Here is a 15,206-nt window from a genome sequence, read left to right as displayed (position 1 = left end):
TTCGATCTCGAAGTGCAGCTGGATTGCTTTGAAAATGAAAACGGGCGCCACCTGCCGGCGCGCCCGCTTCGATTGCATCGTCAGATCGCTCAGGCGGCGTCTTCTTCGCCTTCGGCTTTCTTGTCGCGGGCGATTTCCTTGCCCGTGGCCTGGTCGACGACCTTCATCGACAGGCGGACCTTGCCGCGCTCGTCGAAGCCCATCAGCTTGACCCAGACCTTGTCGCCTTCCTTGACGACGTCAGAGGTCTTAGCGACGCGATCATTGGCGAGTTGCGAGATGTGGACGAGGCCGTCACGCGGACCGAAGAAGTTGACGAAAGCGCCGAAGTCGGCGGTCTTGACGACCGTGCCCTCGTAGATCTCGCCGACTTCCGGCTCGGCGACGATGGTGTGGATCCACTTTTTCGCCGCCTCGATCTCCTTGGCGTTGGACGAAGCGATCTTGACCGTGCCGTCGTCCTCGATGTTGATCTTGGCGCCGGTCTTTTCGACGATCTCGCGGATGACCTTGCCGCCCGAGCCGATCACGTCGCGGATCTTGTCAGTCGGGATGTGCATGACCTCGATGCGCGGCGCGAATTCGCCGAGTTCGGAACGCGCGCCGGACAGCGCATGGCCCATTTCGCCGAGGATATGCTGGCGGCCATCCTTGGCCTGGTCCAGCGCGATCTTCATGATCTCCTCGGTGATGCCCTCGATCTTGATGTCCATCTGCAGCGAGGTGATGCCGTTGGCGGTGCCGGCGACCTTGAAGTCCATGTCGCCAAGATGGTCCTCGTCGCCAAGGATATCGGAGAGCACCGCGAAGCGCTCGCCTTCCTTGATCAGACCCATGGCAATGCCGGCGACCGGCTTGGCCAGCGGCACGCCGGCATCCATCAGCGCCAGCGAGGTGCCACACACGGTGGCCATCGACGACGAACCGTTGGACTCGGTGATCTCCGAGACGACGCGCAACGTGTAGGGGAACTGGTCTGATGTCGGCAGCATCGGGCGGATCGCGCGCCAGGCCAGCTTGCCGTGGCCGATCTCGCGGCGGCCGGGCGAACCCATGCGACCGGTTTCACCAACCGAATAGGGAGGGAAGTTGTAGTGAAGGAGGAACTTCTCCTTGTACATGCCGGTCAGCGAATCGACGTACTGCTCGTCCTCGCCGGTGCCGAGCGTGGCGACGACCAGCGCCTGGGTCTCGCCGCGGGTGAACAGCGCCGAGCCATGGGTACGCGGCAGGACGCCGACTTCGGAGACGATCTTGCGGACCGTCTTCAGATCGCGGCCGTCGATGCGCGAACCGGTGTCGAGGATGTTCCAGCGCACGACCTTGGCCTGGAGCTCCTTGAACACGGTGCCGATCTGCTCGGACGTGTATTTTGCTTCTTCGCCTTCTGCGGGCGCGAACGCAGCCTTGACCTTCGCCTTTACGGCGTCGACGGCGGCATAGCGCTTCTGTTTGTCGGTGATCTTGTAGGCGTCGCGAAGCTCGCCTTCGACGATCTTCAGCATCTCGGCTTCAAGCGCCGAATAGTCTGGCGCGGTGAAATCGCGCGGGTCCTTGGCGGCGACCTCGGCCAGCTTGATGATCGCGTCGATCACCGGCTGGAAGCCGCGATGGCCGAACATGACGGCGCCGAGCATCAGATCCTCGCCGAGCTCCTTGGCTTCGGACTCGACCATCAGCACGGCGTCGGAGGTGCCGGCGACGATCAGGTCAAGCTTGGATTCCTGCATCTCGTCGACATGCGGATTGAGCACATATTCGCCGTTGATGTAGCCGACGCGGGCGCCGCCGATCGGGCCCATGAAGGGGACGCCGGACAGCGTCAAGGCCGCCGAGGTGGCGACAATCGACAGGATGTCCGGATCGTTTTCGAGATCATGCTGGACGACGGTGACAACGATCTGCGTGTCATTCTTGTAACCGTCAGCGAAGAGCGGGCGGATCGGACGGTCGATGAGACGGGAGACCAGTGTTTCCTTTTCGCTCGGACGGCCTTCGCGCTTGAAATAGCCGCCCGGGATCTTGCCAGCGGCATAGGTCTTTTCCTGGTAGTTGACGGTCAGCGGGAAGAAATCGAGGCCGGGCTTCGGTTCCTTCATCGAAACAACGGTGGCGAGAACCTTGGTTTCGCCGTAGGTGGCGAGCACCGCGCCGTCAGCCTGGCGCGCGATCTTGCCGGTTTCGAGGATGAGCGGGCGGCCGCCCCATTCGATTTCCACTTTGTGGTGATTGAACATGTCTTGTCCTTCATATGCGGAAAGGGCCGCGCCGTTTCACCGTGCGCGAGTTCCCCTTTCCCTTGGCTTCGTTTCTCGGGCAGCCACGGGCAAGACAACGGGAAGCTCGGGTAAATCCGGCGCGGTGGCCGCGCGAGCGTCCTGCAATCCTGCCCCATGACCGTCCATGGGCGGTTTCGAATGGCCCTGTGCTATCTCGAAACCGGGTCTGGCCAATCGATCCGACTGGCCTTGCGCATGATCCCGAAAACCGCGGCCTTCGGAAAATGCCTTGCGCAAATTCAAAGTTTCAGAGCGTCCTATGTGCGCGTCCAAATCGATGCGCGGCGCTCTACTTCCTTCATTAGAGCAATGGACTGCTCCAATGCGCGACCGGCGGGCTCTCGAAAGAACCCGCCGGTCAATTCGTCAACGGCGCAGACCGAGCTTCTCGATCAGCGTCTGATAACGCGCGTCATCCTTGCGCTTGAGATAATCAAGCAGGCTGCGGCGCTGGGAGACGAGAGCAAGCAGACCACGGCGGGAATGGTTATCCTTCTTGTGGTCCTTGAAATGGTCGGTCAGGTTCTTGATGCGCTCGGAAAGGATGGCCACCTGGACTTCCGGAGACCCGGTATCGCCCTTGGCGGTTGCGAATTCACCCATCAATTCTTTTTTGCGCTCGGCAGTAATCGACATCGTGTTTTTCCTTATCTGTTTGAGGAAACGGGACGCCCTCGGCCGGGATGTCGTCCAGCAGGGGCCGGTACAAGCAACATGTCATTGCACGATGCTGCGGCGCATATAGTGCAATTCCCCAGAAAACACCAGCCCAATTCACAAGCCGGCTTTTTGCTGCACAAACGAAGATTCCCTTCGGCTAAAGCCACTTCTTCCATCTGAAGAAGGCGACAAGCCCGAGCGCGACAAGGGCCATGAACACGAGCGCTGCCGGATAGCCGTATTGGGCCTTCAGCTCCGGCATGTTCCATGGCGAGGTTTCGGGATCGAAGTTCATGCCCCACACGCCAGCGAGAAAGGTTAGCGGGATGAAGATCACCGAGACGATCGTCAGATAACTGATGACGTCGCTGGTGCGCGCCTGGCTCAGCGACAGATGCATCTCGATCAGACCGGTCAGCATGTCGCGCTGGGTCTCGACCAGTTCGATGAGCCGAAGCGAGTGATCGAGCGTGTCGTTCAGGAAAATCTTGGTCTCGGGCTTCACGTAGGACACGTCGTTGCGGATCAGCGTCGCCAGCGCATCGCGCATCGGCCAAAGTACCCCCTTCAGCACATTGGCGTCGCGCCGCAACTGGTGAAGCCGCCGCATCTGGTGTTTGTCCGCCGCGCGCAGCATCTGGTCCTCGATGCTGTCGACCAATTCGCCGGCAGTCTCGATCGGCGGGAAATAGCTGTCGACAATAGCGTCGATCAGCGCATAGGCGAGATAGTCGGCGCCGCGTGTGCGCAACCGGTTTGGCGCCGAGCTTTCGATGCGCTTGCGCACGGGATCGAACGGATCGCCTTCGCGCTCCTGGAAGGTGACGACGAAGTTCCTGCCGAAGAAGACCGCGATCTGCTCGTAACGATGCGCGGTGACGTCGTCGATCATCCTGACGACGACGAAGGCATGGTCCTCAAAGAAATCCACCTTCGGCCTCTGGCCGGTGTTGACGACGTCTTCCAGCGCCAACGGATGCAGGCTGAAAATCCGGCCGATCTCCTCGATCACCGGGATGTTGGCGAGACCGGTGCAATCGAGCCAAATGACCGGCCATGTGTGGCAATGAGCGTTGACGTCGTCGATGCTGGCATTTTCGATTGTCTCGAATTTGTCGGGCGACATCAGTGTCAGTCGCAGTTCGCTGCGCCGCGCCGCCGGGTCGGCGATCAGTGTGCCCGGTGATGCGCCGACCGGCGGCCGCCGTGCTGTCACCGGCGCCCGCTTCTTGATCGTCTCGGCCTTTGCCATGTGCCCCTCGGATGTTTAAGTCTCATCGAGATTAGACGACGGGACTCACCCGGCAAAGACCCGCTTCGGCTTGAACATGCCTTGCTCGATGGCGCCGATGGCGACCAGCTTGCCGCGCGCCGTAGCGCAGGCTTCCTCGGCTTCCACTGGCGCGTCGCGGCCACGGATGATGACCGGATTGCCGAGGCGGATTTTTGTTGCAGCGTCGTCGCTGATCGCGATCTGCGGCAGGCAGTCGAGCGCGGCTGAGGTGTCGACCAGAAGCGCGTCGATGGCGTCGAAATCGACCGGCACCATGTCCGCTGAATCCGAATCTTCATCGCCCTGTTCGCCGAAGCGGGCGGCTTCCAGCTCGGCGAGGGTGACAAAATCTTCCTGCGTGAACGGCTCGACCTCGATCCGGCGCAGTTCGGCGATGTGGCCGAAACAGCCGAGGTCGCGGCCCATGTCGCGGGCCAGCGAGCGCACATAGGTGCCCTTGCCGCATTCGACCTCGAAAATGGTGCGATCAGCACTGTGCTCGATCAGATCGAGACGGCCGATCTCGACTTCCCGCGCCGGGATGTCGACCGTCGCGCCGTCGCGGGCAAGGTCATAGGCGCGCTCGCCGGCAATCTTGATGGCCGAAAATTGCGGCGGCGTCTGCATGATGACGCCGGTGTATTTCGGCATCAGCAAAAGCACATCGGCTTCAGCCGGACGCTGGTCGGAGCTTTTCGTCACCGGCCCTTCGAGGTCATCGGTCGAACGCTCCTCACCCCAGGCAACAGTGAAGCGGTAGACCTTGGCGCCATCCTGGACATAGGGCACGGTCTTGGTCGCTTCGCCGAGCGCAATCGGCAACATGCCGGAAGCGAGCGGGTCGAGCGTGCCGGCGTGGCCGGCCTTTTCAGCCTGGAACAGCCATTTGATCTTGGAGACGGCTTCGGTCGAGCCCATACCGACGGGCTTGTCCAGCACCAGCCAGCCGGAGATCGGCCGGCCCTTCTTCTTGCCGCGACGCGCCACTATTTTTCGTCCTTGTCGTTGTCTTTATTCTGGTCGTCAGTCTGGGCATCTGTGCCGAGATCGCGCGCCACTTCGGGCGAGTGCAGCAATTCGTTGATCTTCTGGAAATTGTCGTAGCTGGTGTCGAGCCGGAAGCGGAATTCCGGCATGTACTTCATCTGCCGAAGCGCGCCGGAAACGCGGCCTCGCACGAATTTCGCATGCTTGTTGAGCGCCCCGACCACGGCATCGGCATCGCCAGCGCCGAGCGGCGAGACGAAGGCGGTGGCGATCTTCAGATCGGGCGACATGCGCACTTCCGAGACCGAGACCACCGTGTTCTCGATCAACGGATCGAGGATCTCGCCGCGCTGCAATATCTCGGACAGCGCATGGCGCACCTGTTCGCCGACGCGCAGCATGCGCTGGGATGGGCCAGCCGTTGATGGTCTAGGCATGGAAATCTCTTCTCTCAGTGCGGGTTCGAACCGCCTCAAACCGTTGACTTAGCGCCGTTGACCCGGCTTGGCTACCCCGAAGGAGCCTGGACCTCGCTAATGCAAGGTGCGTGGCACTGAATGCTCTGTCTCCTGGTCGGCCTGCAATGAGGCCATGAACGAAACGATCCTGTCGTACTCGGCTTTCAAATCGCTCTCGGACCCAAAGGCACTCATCGGAATAAACCAGCCACCCTCTTGCGTCACGAAACCGATGCCGAATTCGGTCAGTGTGACTTGGCTTACGGATTTCCACCCGATGTGGATCTCTGTGTCTGCGGCACGCTTTGAGATGCCGGTGGCGTCCACTCGGATCATGGTGGGTTCAGGCTCGAAATGAGCAACCTCGATTCGTCTCACCAGAATCGGACCGAGATTGGTCATGATGCCTGTGACAATTGTCATCATGCCCACAACTCCCACGACTCCAGCCAAAGCACCGAAACCGTCGAGGTAGTTTGTGGCAAGCATAAGCGGAACGCCAATGAGAAGGCAGTATGACAACCGTCTCAGGGCGCTGAGACGACTTTCGCTCCGCGCCCTTGAGTAGACCCCTGAAAAATCGGCAGGAGACAGAACAAAGCGGTACTCAAGGCTTCGTTCTTGCTCCATATGCCGACACTACAGCGTCCTGGTCACCATCTCGACGCGGAAGCACTCGATGACGTCGCCGACGCGCATGTCCTCGTAGTTCTGGAAGGCCATGCCGCACTCCTGGCCGCCCGGGACTTCCGCAACTTCGTCCTTGAAGCGCTTCAGTGTCTTCAGCGTACCTTCGTGGATGACGACGTTGTCGCGAATCAGGCGGACGCCGGCGCCGCGCTCGACCTTGCCTTCGGTGACACGGCAGCCGGCGATCTTGCCGACCTTGGTGATGTCGAAGATCTCGAGGATCTCGGCATTGCCGATGAAGGTCTCGCGACGCTCCGGCGAGAGCAGGCCGGAGAGCGCCGCCTTCACGTCATCCACGAGATTGTAGATGATGGAGTAATAGCGGATCTCGATGCCGGCCGCGGCCGCTGCCGCACGCGCCTGCACATTGGCGCGGACGTTGAAGCCGATGATCGCAGCCCCCGAGGTCTCCGCCAGCGACACGTCGCTTTCGGTGATACCGCCAGCCCCGGCGTGGACGATGCGCGCACGCACCTCGTCGGTGCCGAGCTTGTCAAGCGCCGCGTTGATCGCCTCGATCGAGCCCTGCACGTCACCCTTGATGACCAGCGGGAATTCCTTCAGCCCGCTCGTCTGCAGCTGCGACATCATCTGTTCGAGCGAGCCACGCTGGCCGGCATGCTTGGCCACCGCCTTCTCGCGCGCCAGACGCTGGCGGTATTCGGTGATCTCGCGGGCGCGGGCTTCATTGTTGACCACGGCGAAGCGGTCGCCGGCCTGCGGTGTTCCCTGCAGACCGAGCACCTCCACCGGCATCGCCGGCGGCGCTTCCTTGATCTGCCCACCGCGGTCGTTGACCAGCGCGCGCACCCGGCCCCATTCGTTGCCGGCAACGAGGATATCGCCGGGCATCAGCGTGCCGGTCTGGACCAGCACGGTAGCGACGGGACCGCGGCCCTTGTCGAGCTGGGCTTCGATGACGACGCCCTCGGCGGTGCGGTCCGGGTTGGCCTTCAGGTCGAGGATTTCGGCCTGCAGCAGGATCGCTTCGAGCAGCTTGTCGAGATTGGTGCCCTTGGTCGCCGACACTTCGACGTCCAGCACCTCACCGCCCATCGATTCGACGAAGACTTCGTGGCGCAGCAGCTCCGAGCGCACTTTCTGCGGGTCGGCGTCATGCTTGTCGATCTTGTTGATCGCGACGATGATCGGAACGCCAGCCGCCTTGGCATGGCTGATCGATTCGATCGTCTGCGGCATCACGCTGTCGTCGGCCGCCACCACGAGGATGGCGATGTCCGTCGCCTGCGCGCCACGGGCGCGCATCGCCGTGAAGGCGGCGTGGCCGGGCGTATCGATGAAGGTGATCTTGTGACCGTTCTTCTCGACCTGATAGGCGCCGATATGCTGGGTGATGCCGCCAGCCTCGCCTGACACGACATTGGCATTGCGGATGGCATCGAGCAGGGACGTCTTGCCGTGATCGACATGGCCCATGATCGTCACCACCGGCGGCCGCGATTCCAGATCTTCTGGGCGATCGGCGATGTTGAACAGGCCTTCCTCGATGTCGGACTCGGCGACGCGGCGAACCGTATGGCCGAATTCGGTGGCGACCAGCTCGGCCGTGTCGGCGTCGATGACGTCGCCCGGCTTCAGGATCTGACCCTGTTTCATGAAGAACTTGACCACATCGACGGCGCGCTCGGACATACGCTGCGCCAGTTCCTGGATGGTGATGGTTTCGGGCAGTATCACTTCGCGCATGACTTTCTCGCGCGGTTCATTATGCAGCGCGCGCTTGAATTTCTCCTGACGCCGACGCATCGACGACAGCGAACGCGCTCGCGCATCCTCATCGGAAAGTGCGGCATTCAGCGTCAGCTTGCCGCGGCGGCGATCTTCCTCGCCCTTGGTCGGCTTGGCCGGACGCGCCACTTCGGGCGTGACCGGACGGCGCACCGGGGCACCGGCGCCGGTCCGCTTCGGCTTGATGTCCTCGTCGTCGACTGTCGCCAGTTCGGCGGCCAGCGGCGCGCGGCGGCGCGCCTCTTCCTCGGCACGCCGGCGGGACTCGGCCTCGGCCTGCAGCCGGGCTTCTTCCTCGGCCTGGCGGCGCGCGGACTCCTCGCGCTCGCGACGGCGGCGCTCTTCATCCTCGGCGCGGCGCTTGGCCTCGTCGATGGCGCGCTGGCGATCCTCGACGTCGCGCACCTTCGAACCCTCAAGGGCCCGGCGGCGCGCCTCCATCTCATTGCGCGACAATTCGTTCAGCACCATGCCGCCGCGTTCGACAGGCGGCGGAGGCGGCGGCGCCTTGGGCGCTTCCTGCACAACAGGCGCCGCCGCGACCGGCGGCTTCGGCGTGAAGACGGACACAGGGGCAGCAGCCGGCTCCGGCTTGTCGCCGGGCAGCGAGAACTTGCGCTTCTTGGTCTCGACCACGACCGCCTTGGTGCGGCCATGCGAGAAGCTCTGGCGCACGGTGCCCTGTTCCATACCGGGGCGCTTCAGCGTCAAGGTCTTCTTCGGCGTAACACTCAACGTCTTGTCGTCGCCCGATTTCGTATCGCTCATTCCATATCCTCTGCGGCATCATCTTCGTCAGCAACGGCCGCAAGCATTGCCAGATCGTCCGGGGAACCGCCCCGATACCGGTCGAGCGCAACCATGCGCTTCTGGACCGCCCTACCCGCGTCTCCCGCGAGAACGGCAGCATGTATCACATTTGTACCCCCCAATGCCAAGCTCAACTCGGCCTCGGAGAAAAGTTTGTAGGCGTGGATGGCGGGGCCGCCGAGGTGGACGGTTGCCCGTCGCGCCTGGCTGATCTTGCGGACGCCGTCATCTGACGCTTCGGTCGCGTGCAACACGAAAAGCGCCAGCCCACCACGCACCGCGCTCTCGACCTTGGTGGCGCCGAGCGCGATCGCGCCTGCCTTGCGGGCAAGACCGAGCATGCCCAGAGCGTATCTGGAAAGCAGCCCGTCGACCATGCCGCCGAGATCGGTCGGCACGGTCACCTGCGCCTTGAAGGCGCGAGCGAACAGGTTTTTCGCTGCCGCCTTTTCGATATGTAAGCGGTCGGCGGTCACCCAGCAACCGCGGCCGGGCAGGCTTTTCTTGATATCCGGAACGACGGCCGAATCCGGACCGACGACGAAACGGATCAATTCATCCGGTTCGGCCTGTCTGCGCGTGACGATGCAAGTGCGATCGTTCATCTCGTCCAAGGGCGGGTTGTGTGCGATGCGGTTTCACCTCACGCACCGACGGCTTCGTCAGCCGTCACGTCTTCGGCTGCAAGCTCGTCTTCGGTGATCCAGCCGGCCTTGAGGCGGGCAGCCAGAACCATCTGCTCGGCATCGGCGCGCGACACGCCGTGACTGGCGAGCACGCCCGGGAACACCTTCGTCTCGCCGTCCTTGCGTTCCTTCCAGCCAGTCAGGTCATCGGCCGCATAGCCGGCGAAATCCTCGATCGTCTTCACGCCGTCTTCGCCGAGCGTCACCATCATGGCGGTGGTTACGCCAGGAATCTCACGCAGCTCGTCCTTGACGCCCAGCGCTTTGCGCTTCTCGTCATGCTCGGCTTCGATCTTCTCCAGATACTCGCGGGCGCGGGCCTGGATTTCCGAGGCGGTGTCCTCGTCGAAGCCGTCGATCGATGCGATCTCGTCGGCATCGACATAGGCGACTTCCTCGACGCTGGTGAAGCCTTCGGAGGCAAGCACCTGGCCGACCATCTCGTCGACGTTGAGCGCATCCATGAACAGAGCCGAGCGTTCGACGAACTCCTTCTGGCGGCGCTCGCTCTCTTCCTGCTCGGTCAAGATATCGATATCCCAGCCAGTGAGCTGCGAGGCGAGCCGGACGTTCTGGCCGCGGCGGCCGATGGCCAGCGACAGCTGGTCGTCCGGCACCACGACTTCGATGCGTTCGGCGTCCTCGTCGAGCACGACCTTGGCGACTTCCGCCGGCTGCAGCGCGTTGACGATGAAGGAAGCGGCCGAAGGCGACCACGGAATGATGTCGATCTTCTCGCCCTGCAATTCGCCGACCACCGCCTGAACGCGGCTGCCGCGCATGCCGACGCAGGCGCCGACCGGATCGATGGAACTGTCACGCGAGATGACGGCGATCTTGGCTCGCGAACCCGGATCGCGGGCGACCGACTTGATCTCGATGATGCCGTCGTAGATTTCCGGCACTTCCATAGTGAACAGCTTAGCCATGAACTGCGGATGGGTGCGCGACAGGAATATCTGCGGACCGCGCTGCTCGCGACGCACGTCATAGACATAGGCACGGACGCGATCGCCATATTTGTAGTTCTCGCGCGGGATCAGCTCGTCGCGGCGGATGATCGCCTCGCCGCGGCCGAGATCGACGATGACGTTGCCGTATTCGACGCGCTTGACGGTGCCGTTGACGATCTCGCCGATGCGGTCCTTGTACTCGTCATACTGGCGGTCACGCTCGGCCTCGCGCACCTTCTGCACGATAACCTGCTTGGCCGACTGGGCGGCGATGCGGCCGAAATCCATCGGCGGCAGCTGTTCGGCAATGAAGTCGCCGAGCTGGGCGTCGGGATTGCGCTCGCGCGCCGAGGAAATGGCGATCTGCGTCGCATAGTCGTCGACTTTCTCGACCACTTCCATCAGCCGCTGCAGCTTCATCTCGCCGGTATTCGGATTGATGTCGGCACGGATGTTGGTTTCCTGGCCATAGCGCGATCGCGCCGCCTTCTGGATCGCATCGGCCATGGCGGCGATGACGATCGACTTGTCGATCGACTTTTCACGCGCGACCGCGTCGGCGATCTGCAGCAGTTCAAGCCTGTTTGCGCTTACAACCATCTTTTTTCTCCTGAGCTTGTTGCCGAGACTTTGCGCCCGGCAGCCCAATCACATTTCCTGTTCGGTTTCATCTTCCGCGCCCGCCTCTGCGCCGTCTGGCGCGTCTTCGGGTTCGCCGCGGCGCTTCTTGGCTTCCTTGCGCGCCCTGTTGTCCTTCGACAGTGCGTCGCGGATAAGGTCGTCGGTCAGGATCAGCCGTGCTTCGGCAATCGCATCGTAAGGCACACGCACCGTCGGCTGTTCGCCATAAGCCGCCTTGTCGCGCTCGATCAGCACGCCGTCCGCGTCGCTCTCGGCGATCTTGCCCTTGAAGCGCTTGCGGTCGGCAACAAGGACCGAGGTTTCCATCTTCACCAGATGACCCGTCCAGGTCGCGAAATCCGACTTGCGGACCAGCGGCCGGTCGATTCCCGGCGACGACACTTCGAGATGATACGCCTTTTCGATCGGATCATCGACATCGAGCGCCGGCGACACTGCCCGGCTGACCTCTTCGCAATCCTCGACTGTCATGGTGCCGTCCTCGCGTTCGGCCATGATCTGCAGCGTCAGCCCGTTCTGGCCTGTCAGATGCACCCTGACTAGGCGAAAGCCGATGGCACGCAGCACCGGCTGCACGATCAGCGCGATGCGCGCATCGATGCCGCTTTCGCGGATGATGCGGTCGTCGCTGTCGGGTACCGTTGCAGTCATTCGATTCCTGTCGCTTCATTGGCGGTCGGAAGGTAATAAAAAAGAGCGGGACCGGGTGGACCCACTCTTCGCCATACCGACCAAGAATTTGAGGCTGATATAGACGATCGCGGCCGTTGTTTCAAGTCCGCATGCAGGGCTCATGCAGGGCTGGGGCGAAAAGGGCCCGAAGCGGCAGCGTTGCACAGGGCGCATGGCGGCCATGCGCCAACATCCCTGTGATATCAGACAACACGCGTCTATCTATGTTGCGCTGCACAAATTCAATCACCCATCGCAGCAGGCGAAAGGGCATAATCATGACCAACCGCAAGGTTTTCTCGGCCATCGGCGATTTCCTCACCGTGTTCGGCAGCGCCGTCGCTGCTTCGCACGCCGTCGAAGCCGGCCGCAAGCCGCGCGCGCACGATCTGCGCAATCTCGGCATGGATCCGGCCGCCTTCAACAAGATCGGTCGCTTCTAAGACCGGCGACGCAGGGCGAGGACATCTTTGGTCCTCGTCGACGGCAAAGCGCGCGTATGCGCAGCTTAACTATCTTCGAACGAAGGTGAGGTAGGCCGGTCGACGGCCTTCGCGAATGGCCTTCGCCTCGTAGCGCGTACCCGGCCAACCCTCATAAGGCCGCTGCCAGTCGGCTGCCTCTTCAGCCTGCCACGCAAACGCATCATGTGGCCGGCAATGCAGCAGCGTCCAGTTCACATAGCTATCGATATCGGAAGCAAAACGGAATTTTCCGCCTGACTTCAGGACGCGCGCGAAACGGTCGAGATTGACCGGACTGACGAAGCGTCGTTTCCAGTGTTTCTTCTTCGGCCAGGGATCGGGATAGAGCAGATCGATGCCGTCGAGAGAGGCTTGCGGGAGCCAGTCGAGCAGGCGCGTGGCGTCGTCGTCATAGACCCGAAGATTGGCAAGCGGCCGTTCCCTGACCGCCATCATCATCTTGGCCATGCCGTTGACGAAAGGCTCGACTCCGACAAAACCGGTCTCAGGAGCCGCCGTCGCCCGATGCAGCAGGTGCTCGCCGCCGCCGAAACCAATTTCGAGATGAACGGCGCGGACATCGGCTTCGAACAGGCTGCGCAATTCGGCCGGCGGTCCGGCCGTCAGATCGAGCCGGTAGATGCTGAAGCCGCTTTCCAGTGCCGCCGCGTGCTGCGGACGGATGGTCTTGCCGCGCCGGCGACCGAAAAATGCCTCGGTCGCACGGCTTGGCCGGACTTTCGGATCCATGTCTTTCGGATCAATGGACGCCGCGGCTAGGCCGCGACTGCTTCGGCGGGCGCTTCGGCGAGTGCATCCTTGAGCGCCTTGGCGAGGTCGGTCTTTTCCCAGGAGAAGGACCCGTCGCGGCCGGCCTTGCGGCCGAAATGGCCATAAGACGACGTCTTGGCGTAAATCGGCCTGTTCAGATCGAGGTGACGGCGGATGCCGGACGGCGACAGGTCCATCACGGTGCGCAGCGCCTGCTCGAGCTTTGCCTCATCGACCTTGCCGGTGCCGTGCAGGTCGACATAGACCGACAGCGGCTGGGCGACGCCAATGGCATAGGAAAGCTGAATGGTGCAGCGGTCGGCGAGCTTGGCCGCCACCACGTTCTTGGCGAGATAGCGTGCCGCATAGGCTGCGGAACGGTCGACCTTGGTGGTGTCCTTGCCGGAAAAAGCACCGCCGCCATGGGGCGCAGCACCGCCGTAAGTGTCGACGATGATCTTGCGCCCGGTCAGGCCGGCGTCGCCGTCGGGCCCGCCGATGACGAACTTGCCCGTTGGGTTGATGTACCAGTTGCAGCTGTCGGCGATCTTCAGCTCGCCCAGCGCCTCGCGGATATAGGGTTCGACGACGTTGCGGACCTTCTTCGAATCCCAACTGGCGTCGAGATGCTGGGTGGACAGCACGATTTGCGTCACTTCCGCGGCCTTGCCGTCGACATAGCGGACGGTGACCTGGCTCTTGGCGTCCGGCCCGAGCCGGCCGGCATCGCCGTTGCCCTCATGGCGCGCGGCGGCCAGTAATTCGAGGATCTTGTGGCTGTAGTAGATCGGCGCCGGCATTAGGTCCGGCGTCTCGCGGCAGGCATAGCCGAACATGATGCCCTGGTCGCCGGCCCCTTCCTCGCCTTGCCGGTCGGAGGCATTGTCGACGCCCTGGCCGATATCAGGCGACTGGCCGTGCAGCAGAACCTCGATCTTTGCCGTCTTCCAGTGGAAACCGGCCTGTTCATAGCCGATTTCGCGGATCGCCTTGCGGGCGGCCGACTTGAACTTCGCCGGATTGACGAGCGGATGACCGGCTGCATCCATCAGGATGTTGCCGGCCTTGTCCTTCTTGAGCAGGGTCTCGGGGACGCGCACCTCGCCGGCGATGACGACGCGATTCGTGGTGGCCAGCGTTTCGCAGGCGACGCGGACCTTCCAGGGGTCCATGCCGGTCTTTCTGGCCTCGCGATAGACCAGATCGACGATCTCGTCGGAGATACGGTCGCAGACCTTGTCGGGATGACCCTCGGCAACGGATTCCGAGGTGAATAGATAGTTTTGCCGCGTCACGGGTGTCCCCTCTTGAAAAAATATCGGCACGCTGCCGATTGGCGCGCCACGTGTTAGCTGTGCCGGGCGGCGCTCGTCAAGCGGTGCGGCCATTCTGGCATGAAAATCGCGCGTTATCTTGTATCACTGTGACCGGCGGCAGGATGCCGCAAGCGCGCTCAGCTCCAACACGTTGCTTAGCTTCAGCATGTTGATGAAAAAGACTTTGAGCATGGGTGTCGAGCAAAATCGATCCGCTCTCCGGCATGCCCATGGGATGTAAATTCCACGATGCGCGAGATCGCGAGAATTTGCCTGCCCCGCTATCACGGCGTCGCCATTTCCGGCTTACAGCGGCCAAATCAATCGGCCAATCAATCGACTTCGTCGGTGGAAAGGGCCTTCACAAGCTCGATGATCTTGCGGCGTATCTTCACGTCGGCGATCTTGACGAAGGCCCGGTTGAGTTGAAGACCTTCAGGACTGCCGCAGAATTCGACGGCAAAAGCCATTGATGCATCCTCGGCAAATCCGCGGTTGCCCACGGTCTCCTGGCCCGGCGCGTCCTCGAAAAAGAAAGCGACAGGAACGCCGAGTATCGAGGCGATTGCCTGCAAACGGCTGGCGCCAACGCGATTGGTCCCCTTTTCGTATTTCTGTATCTGCTGAAAGGTTATGCCGAGATTCTCGCCCAGCTTCTCCTGACTCATTCCCAACATATTGCGACGAAGCCTGATGCGACTTCCGACATGGATGTCGATAGGATTCGGCTTCTTCTTGTTTTCTTCTGCCATTTTTTCCTCGCCGAATTTTTCCGGCTTTTTGTGTTTTTCTGCCC

At 62.2% G+C, this 15,206-nt stretch carries 15 protein-coding genes; 1 reads left to right on the top strand and 14 read right to left on the bottom strand.

The features are described from left to right. Positions 1–89 precede the first annotated feature (89 nt). The 10 genes from pnp to rimP all read right to left on the bottom strand — a co-directional run bounded on the left by pnp (position 90) and on the right by rimP (position 11,838). Positions 90–2,237, bottom strand: coding sequence for a polyribonucleotide nucleotidyltransferase (gene pnp / locus AC0L25_RS10425; protein WP_095517017.1), 2,148 nt, complete (start codon positions 2,235–2,237; stop codon positions 90–92). Positions 2,238–2,645: 408 nt separating this feature from the next. After that, positions 2,646–2,930 (bottom strand): 30S ribosomal protein S15, encoded by a 285-nt coding sequence (rpsO, locus tag AC0L25_RS10420; RefSeq protein WP_407660271.1) that lies wholly within the window; start codon positions 2,928–2,930, stop codon positions 2,646–2,648. A 166-nt stretch (positions 2,931–3,096) separates the two neighbouring features. Next, entirely contained in the window at positions 3,097–4,191 is a 1,095-nt protein-coding gene (corA, locus tag AC0L25_RS10415) for a magnesium/cobalt transporter CorA (RefSeq protein ID WP_473595402.1), read from the bottom strand. Positions 4,192–4,236: 45 nt separating this feature from the next. Beyond that, positions 4,237–5,199 carry a tRNA pseudouridine(55) synthase TruB gene (truB, locus tag AC0L25_RS10410; RefSeq protein WP_473595401.1) on the bottom strand — a complete coding sequence of 321 codons (963 nt, stop codon included), beginning with the start codon at positions 5,197–5,199 and terminating at the stop codon, positions 4,237–4,239. Further along, a complete protein-coding gene (gene rbfA / locus AC0L25_RS10405; protein ID WP_473595400.1) occupies positions 5,199–5,636 on the bottom strand; it encodes a 30S ribosome-binding factor RbfA in 438 nt (145 codons plus the stop codon). Before rbfA ends, truB begins: the two co-directional genes overlap by 1 nt. Positions 5,637–5,732: 96 nt before the next feature. Beyond that, positions 5,733–6,083 carry a hypothetical protein gene (locus tag AC0L25_RS10400; RefSeq protein WP_473595399.1) on the bottom strand — a complete coding sequence of 117 codons (351 nt, stop codon included), beginning with the start codon at positions 6,081–6,083 and terminating at the stop codon, positions 5,733–5,735. 213 nt (positions 6,084–6,296) lie between these two features. Further along, complete coding sequence (gene infB, locus AC0L25_RS10395; protein ID WP_473595398.1) at positions 6,297–8,864, bottom strand: translation initiation factor IF-2; 2,568 nt, start codon at positions 8,862–8,864, stop codon at positions 6,297–6,299. Next, on the bottom strand, positions 8,861–9,511 hold the full coding sequence (locus AC0L25_RS10390; protein ID WP_473595397.1) for an RNA-binding protein: 651 nt from the start codon (positions 9,509–9,511) through the stop codon (positions 8,861–8,863). Before AC0L25_RS10390 ends, infB begins: the two co-directional genes overlap by 4 nt. A 38-nt stretch (positions 9,512–9,549) precedes the next feature. Further along, a complete protein-coding gene (nusA, locus tag AC0L25_RS10385; protein WP_352951398.1) occupies positions 9,550–11,145 on the bottom strand; it encodes a transcription termination factor NusA in 1,596 nt (531 codons plus the stop codon). A 48-nt stretch (positions 11,146–11,193) separates the two neighbouring features. Then, a complete protein-coding gene (gene rimP / locus AC0L25_RS10380; protein ID WP_473595396.1) occupies positions 11,194–11,838 on the bottom strand; it encodes a ribosome maturation factor RimP in 645 nt (214 codons plus the stop codon). A 299-nt stretch (positions 11,839–12,137) separates the two neighbouring features. On the opposite strand from rimP, the gene AC0L25_RS10375 reads away from it, so the two are divergent. Further along, positions 12,138–12,302 (top strand): hypothetical protein, encoded by a 165-nt coding sequence (locus tag AC0L25_RS10375; RefSeq protein WP_287318156.1) that lies wholly within the window; start codon positions 12,138–12,140, stop codon positions 12,300–12,302. Between the two features lie 69 nt (positions 12,303–12,371). On the opposite strand, the gene trmB is transcribed toward AC0L25_RS10375, so the two are convergent. The 4 genes from trmB to AC0L25_RS10355 form a co-directional block, all read right to left on the bottom strand. Further along, entirely contained in the window at positions 12,372–13,073 is a 702-nt protein-coding gene (trmB, locus tag AC0L25_RS10370; RefSeq protein WP_473595395.1) for a tRNA (guanine(46)-N(7))-methyltransferase TrmB, read from the bottom strand. Positions 13,074–13,099: 26 nt separating this feature from the next. Further along, the gene (gene metK / locus AC0L25_RS10365) at positions 13,100–14,389 is read right to left on the bottom strand and encodes a methionine adenosyltransferase (protein WP_473595394.1); all 1,290 of its coding nucleotides are present in this window, start codon (positions 14,387–14,389) and stop codon (positions 13,100–13,102) included. A 76-nt stretch (positions 14,390–14,465) separates the two neighbouring features. Beyond that, complete coding sequence (locus AC0L25_RS10360; RefSeq protein ID WP_473595393.1) at positions 14,466–14,642, bottom strand: hypothetical protein; 177 nt, start codon at positions 14,640–14,642, stop codon at positions 14,466–14,468. Between the two features lie 100 nt (positions 14,643–14,742). Next, the gene (locus AC0L25_RS10355; RefSeq protein ID WP_095493605.1) at positions 14,743–15,162 is read right to left on the bottom strand and encodes a helix-turn-helix domain-containing protein; all 420 of its coding nucleotides are present in this window, start codon (positions 15,160–15,162) and stop codon (positions 14,743–14,745) included. Positions 15,163–15,206 lie beyond the last annotated feature (44 nt).

The organism is Mesorhizobium sp. WSM4813 (assembly GCF_055811555.1).
This window is presented reverse-complemented; position numbering and strand designations above follow the sequence as displayed.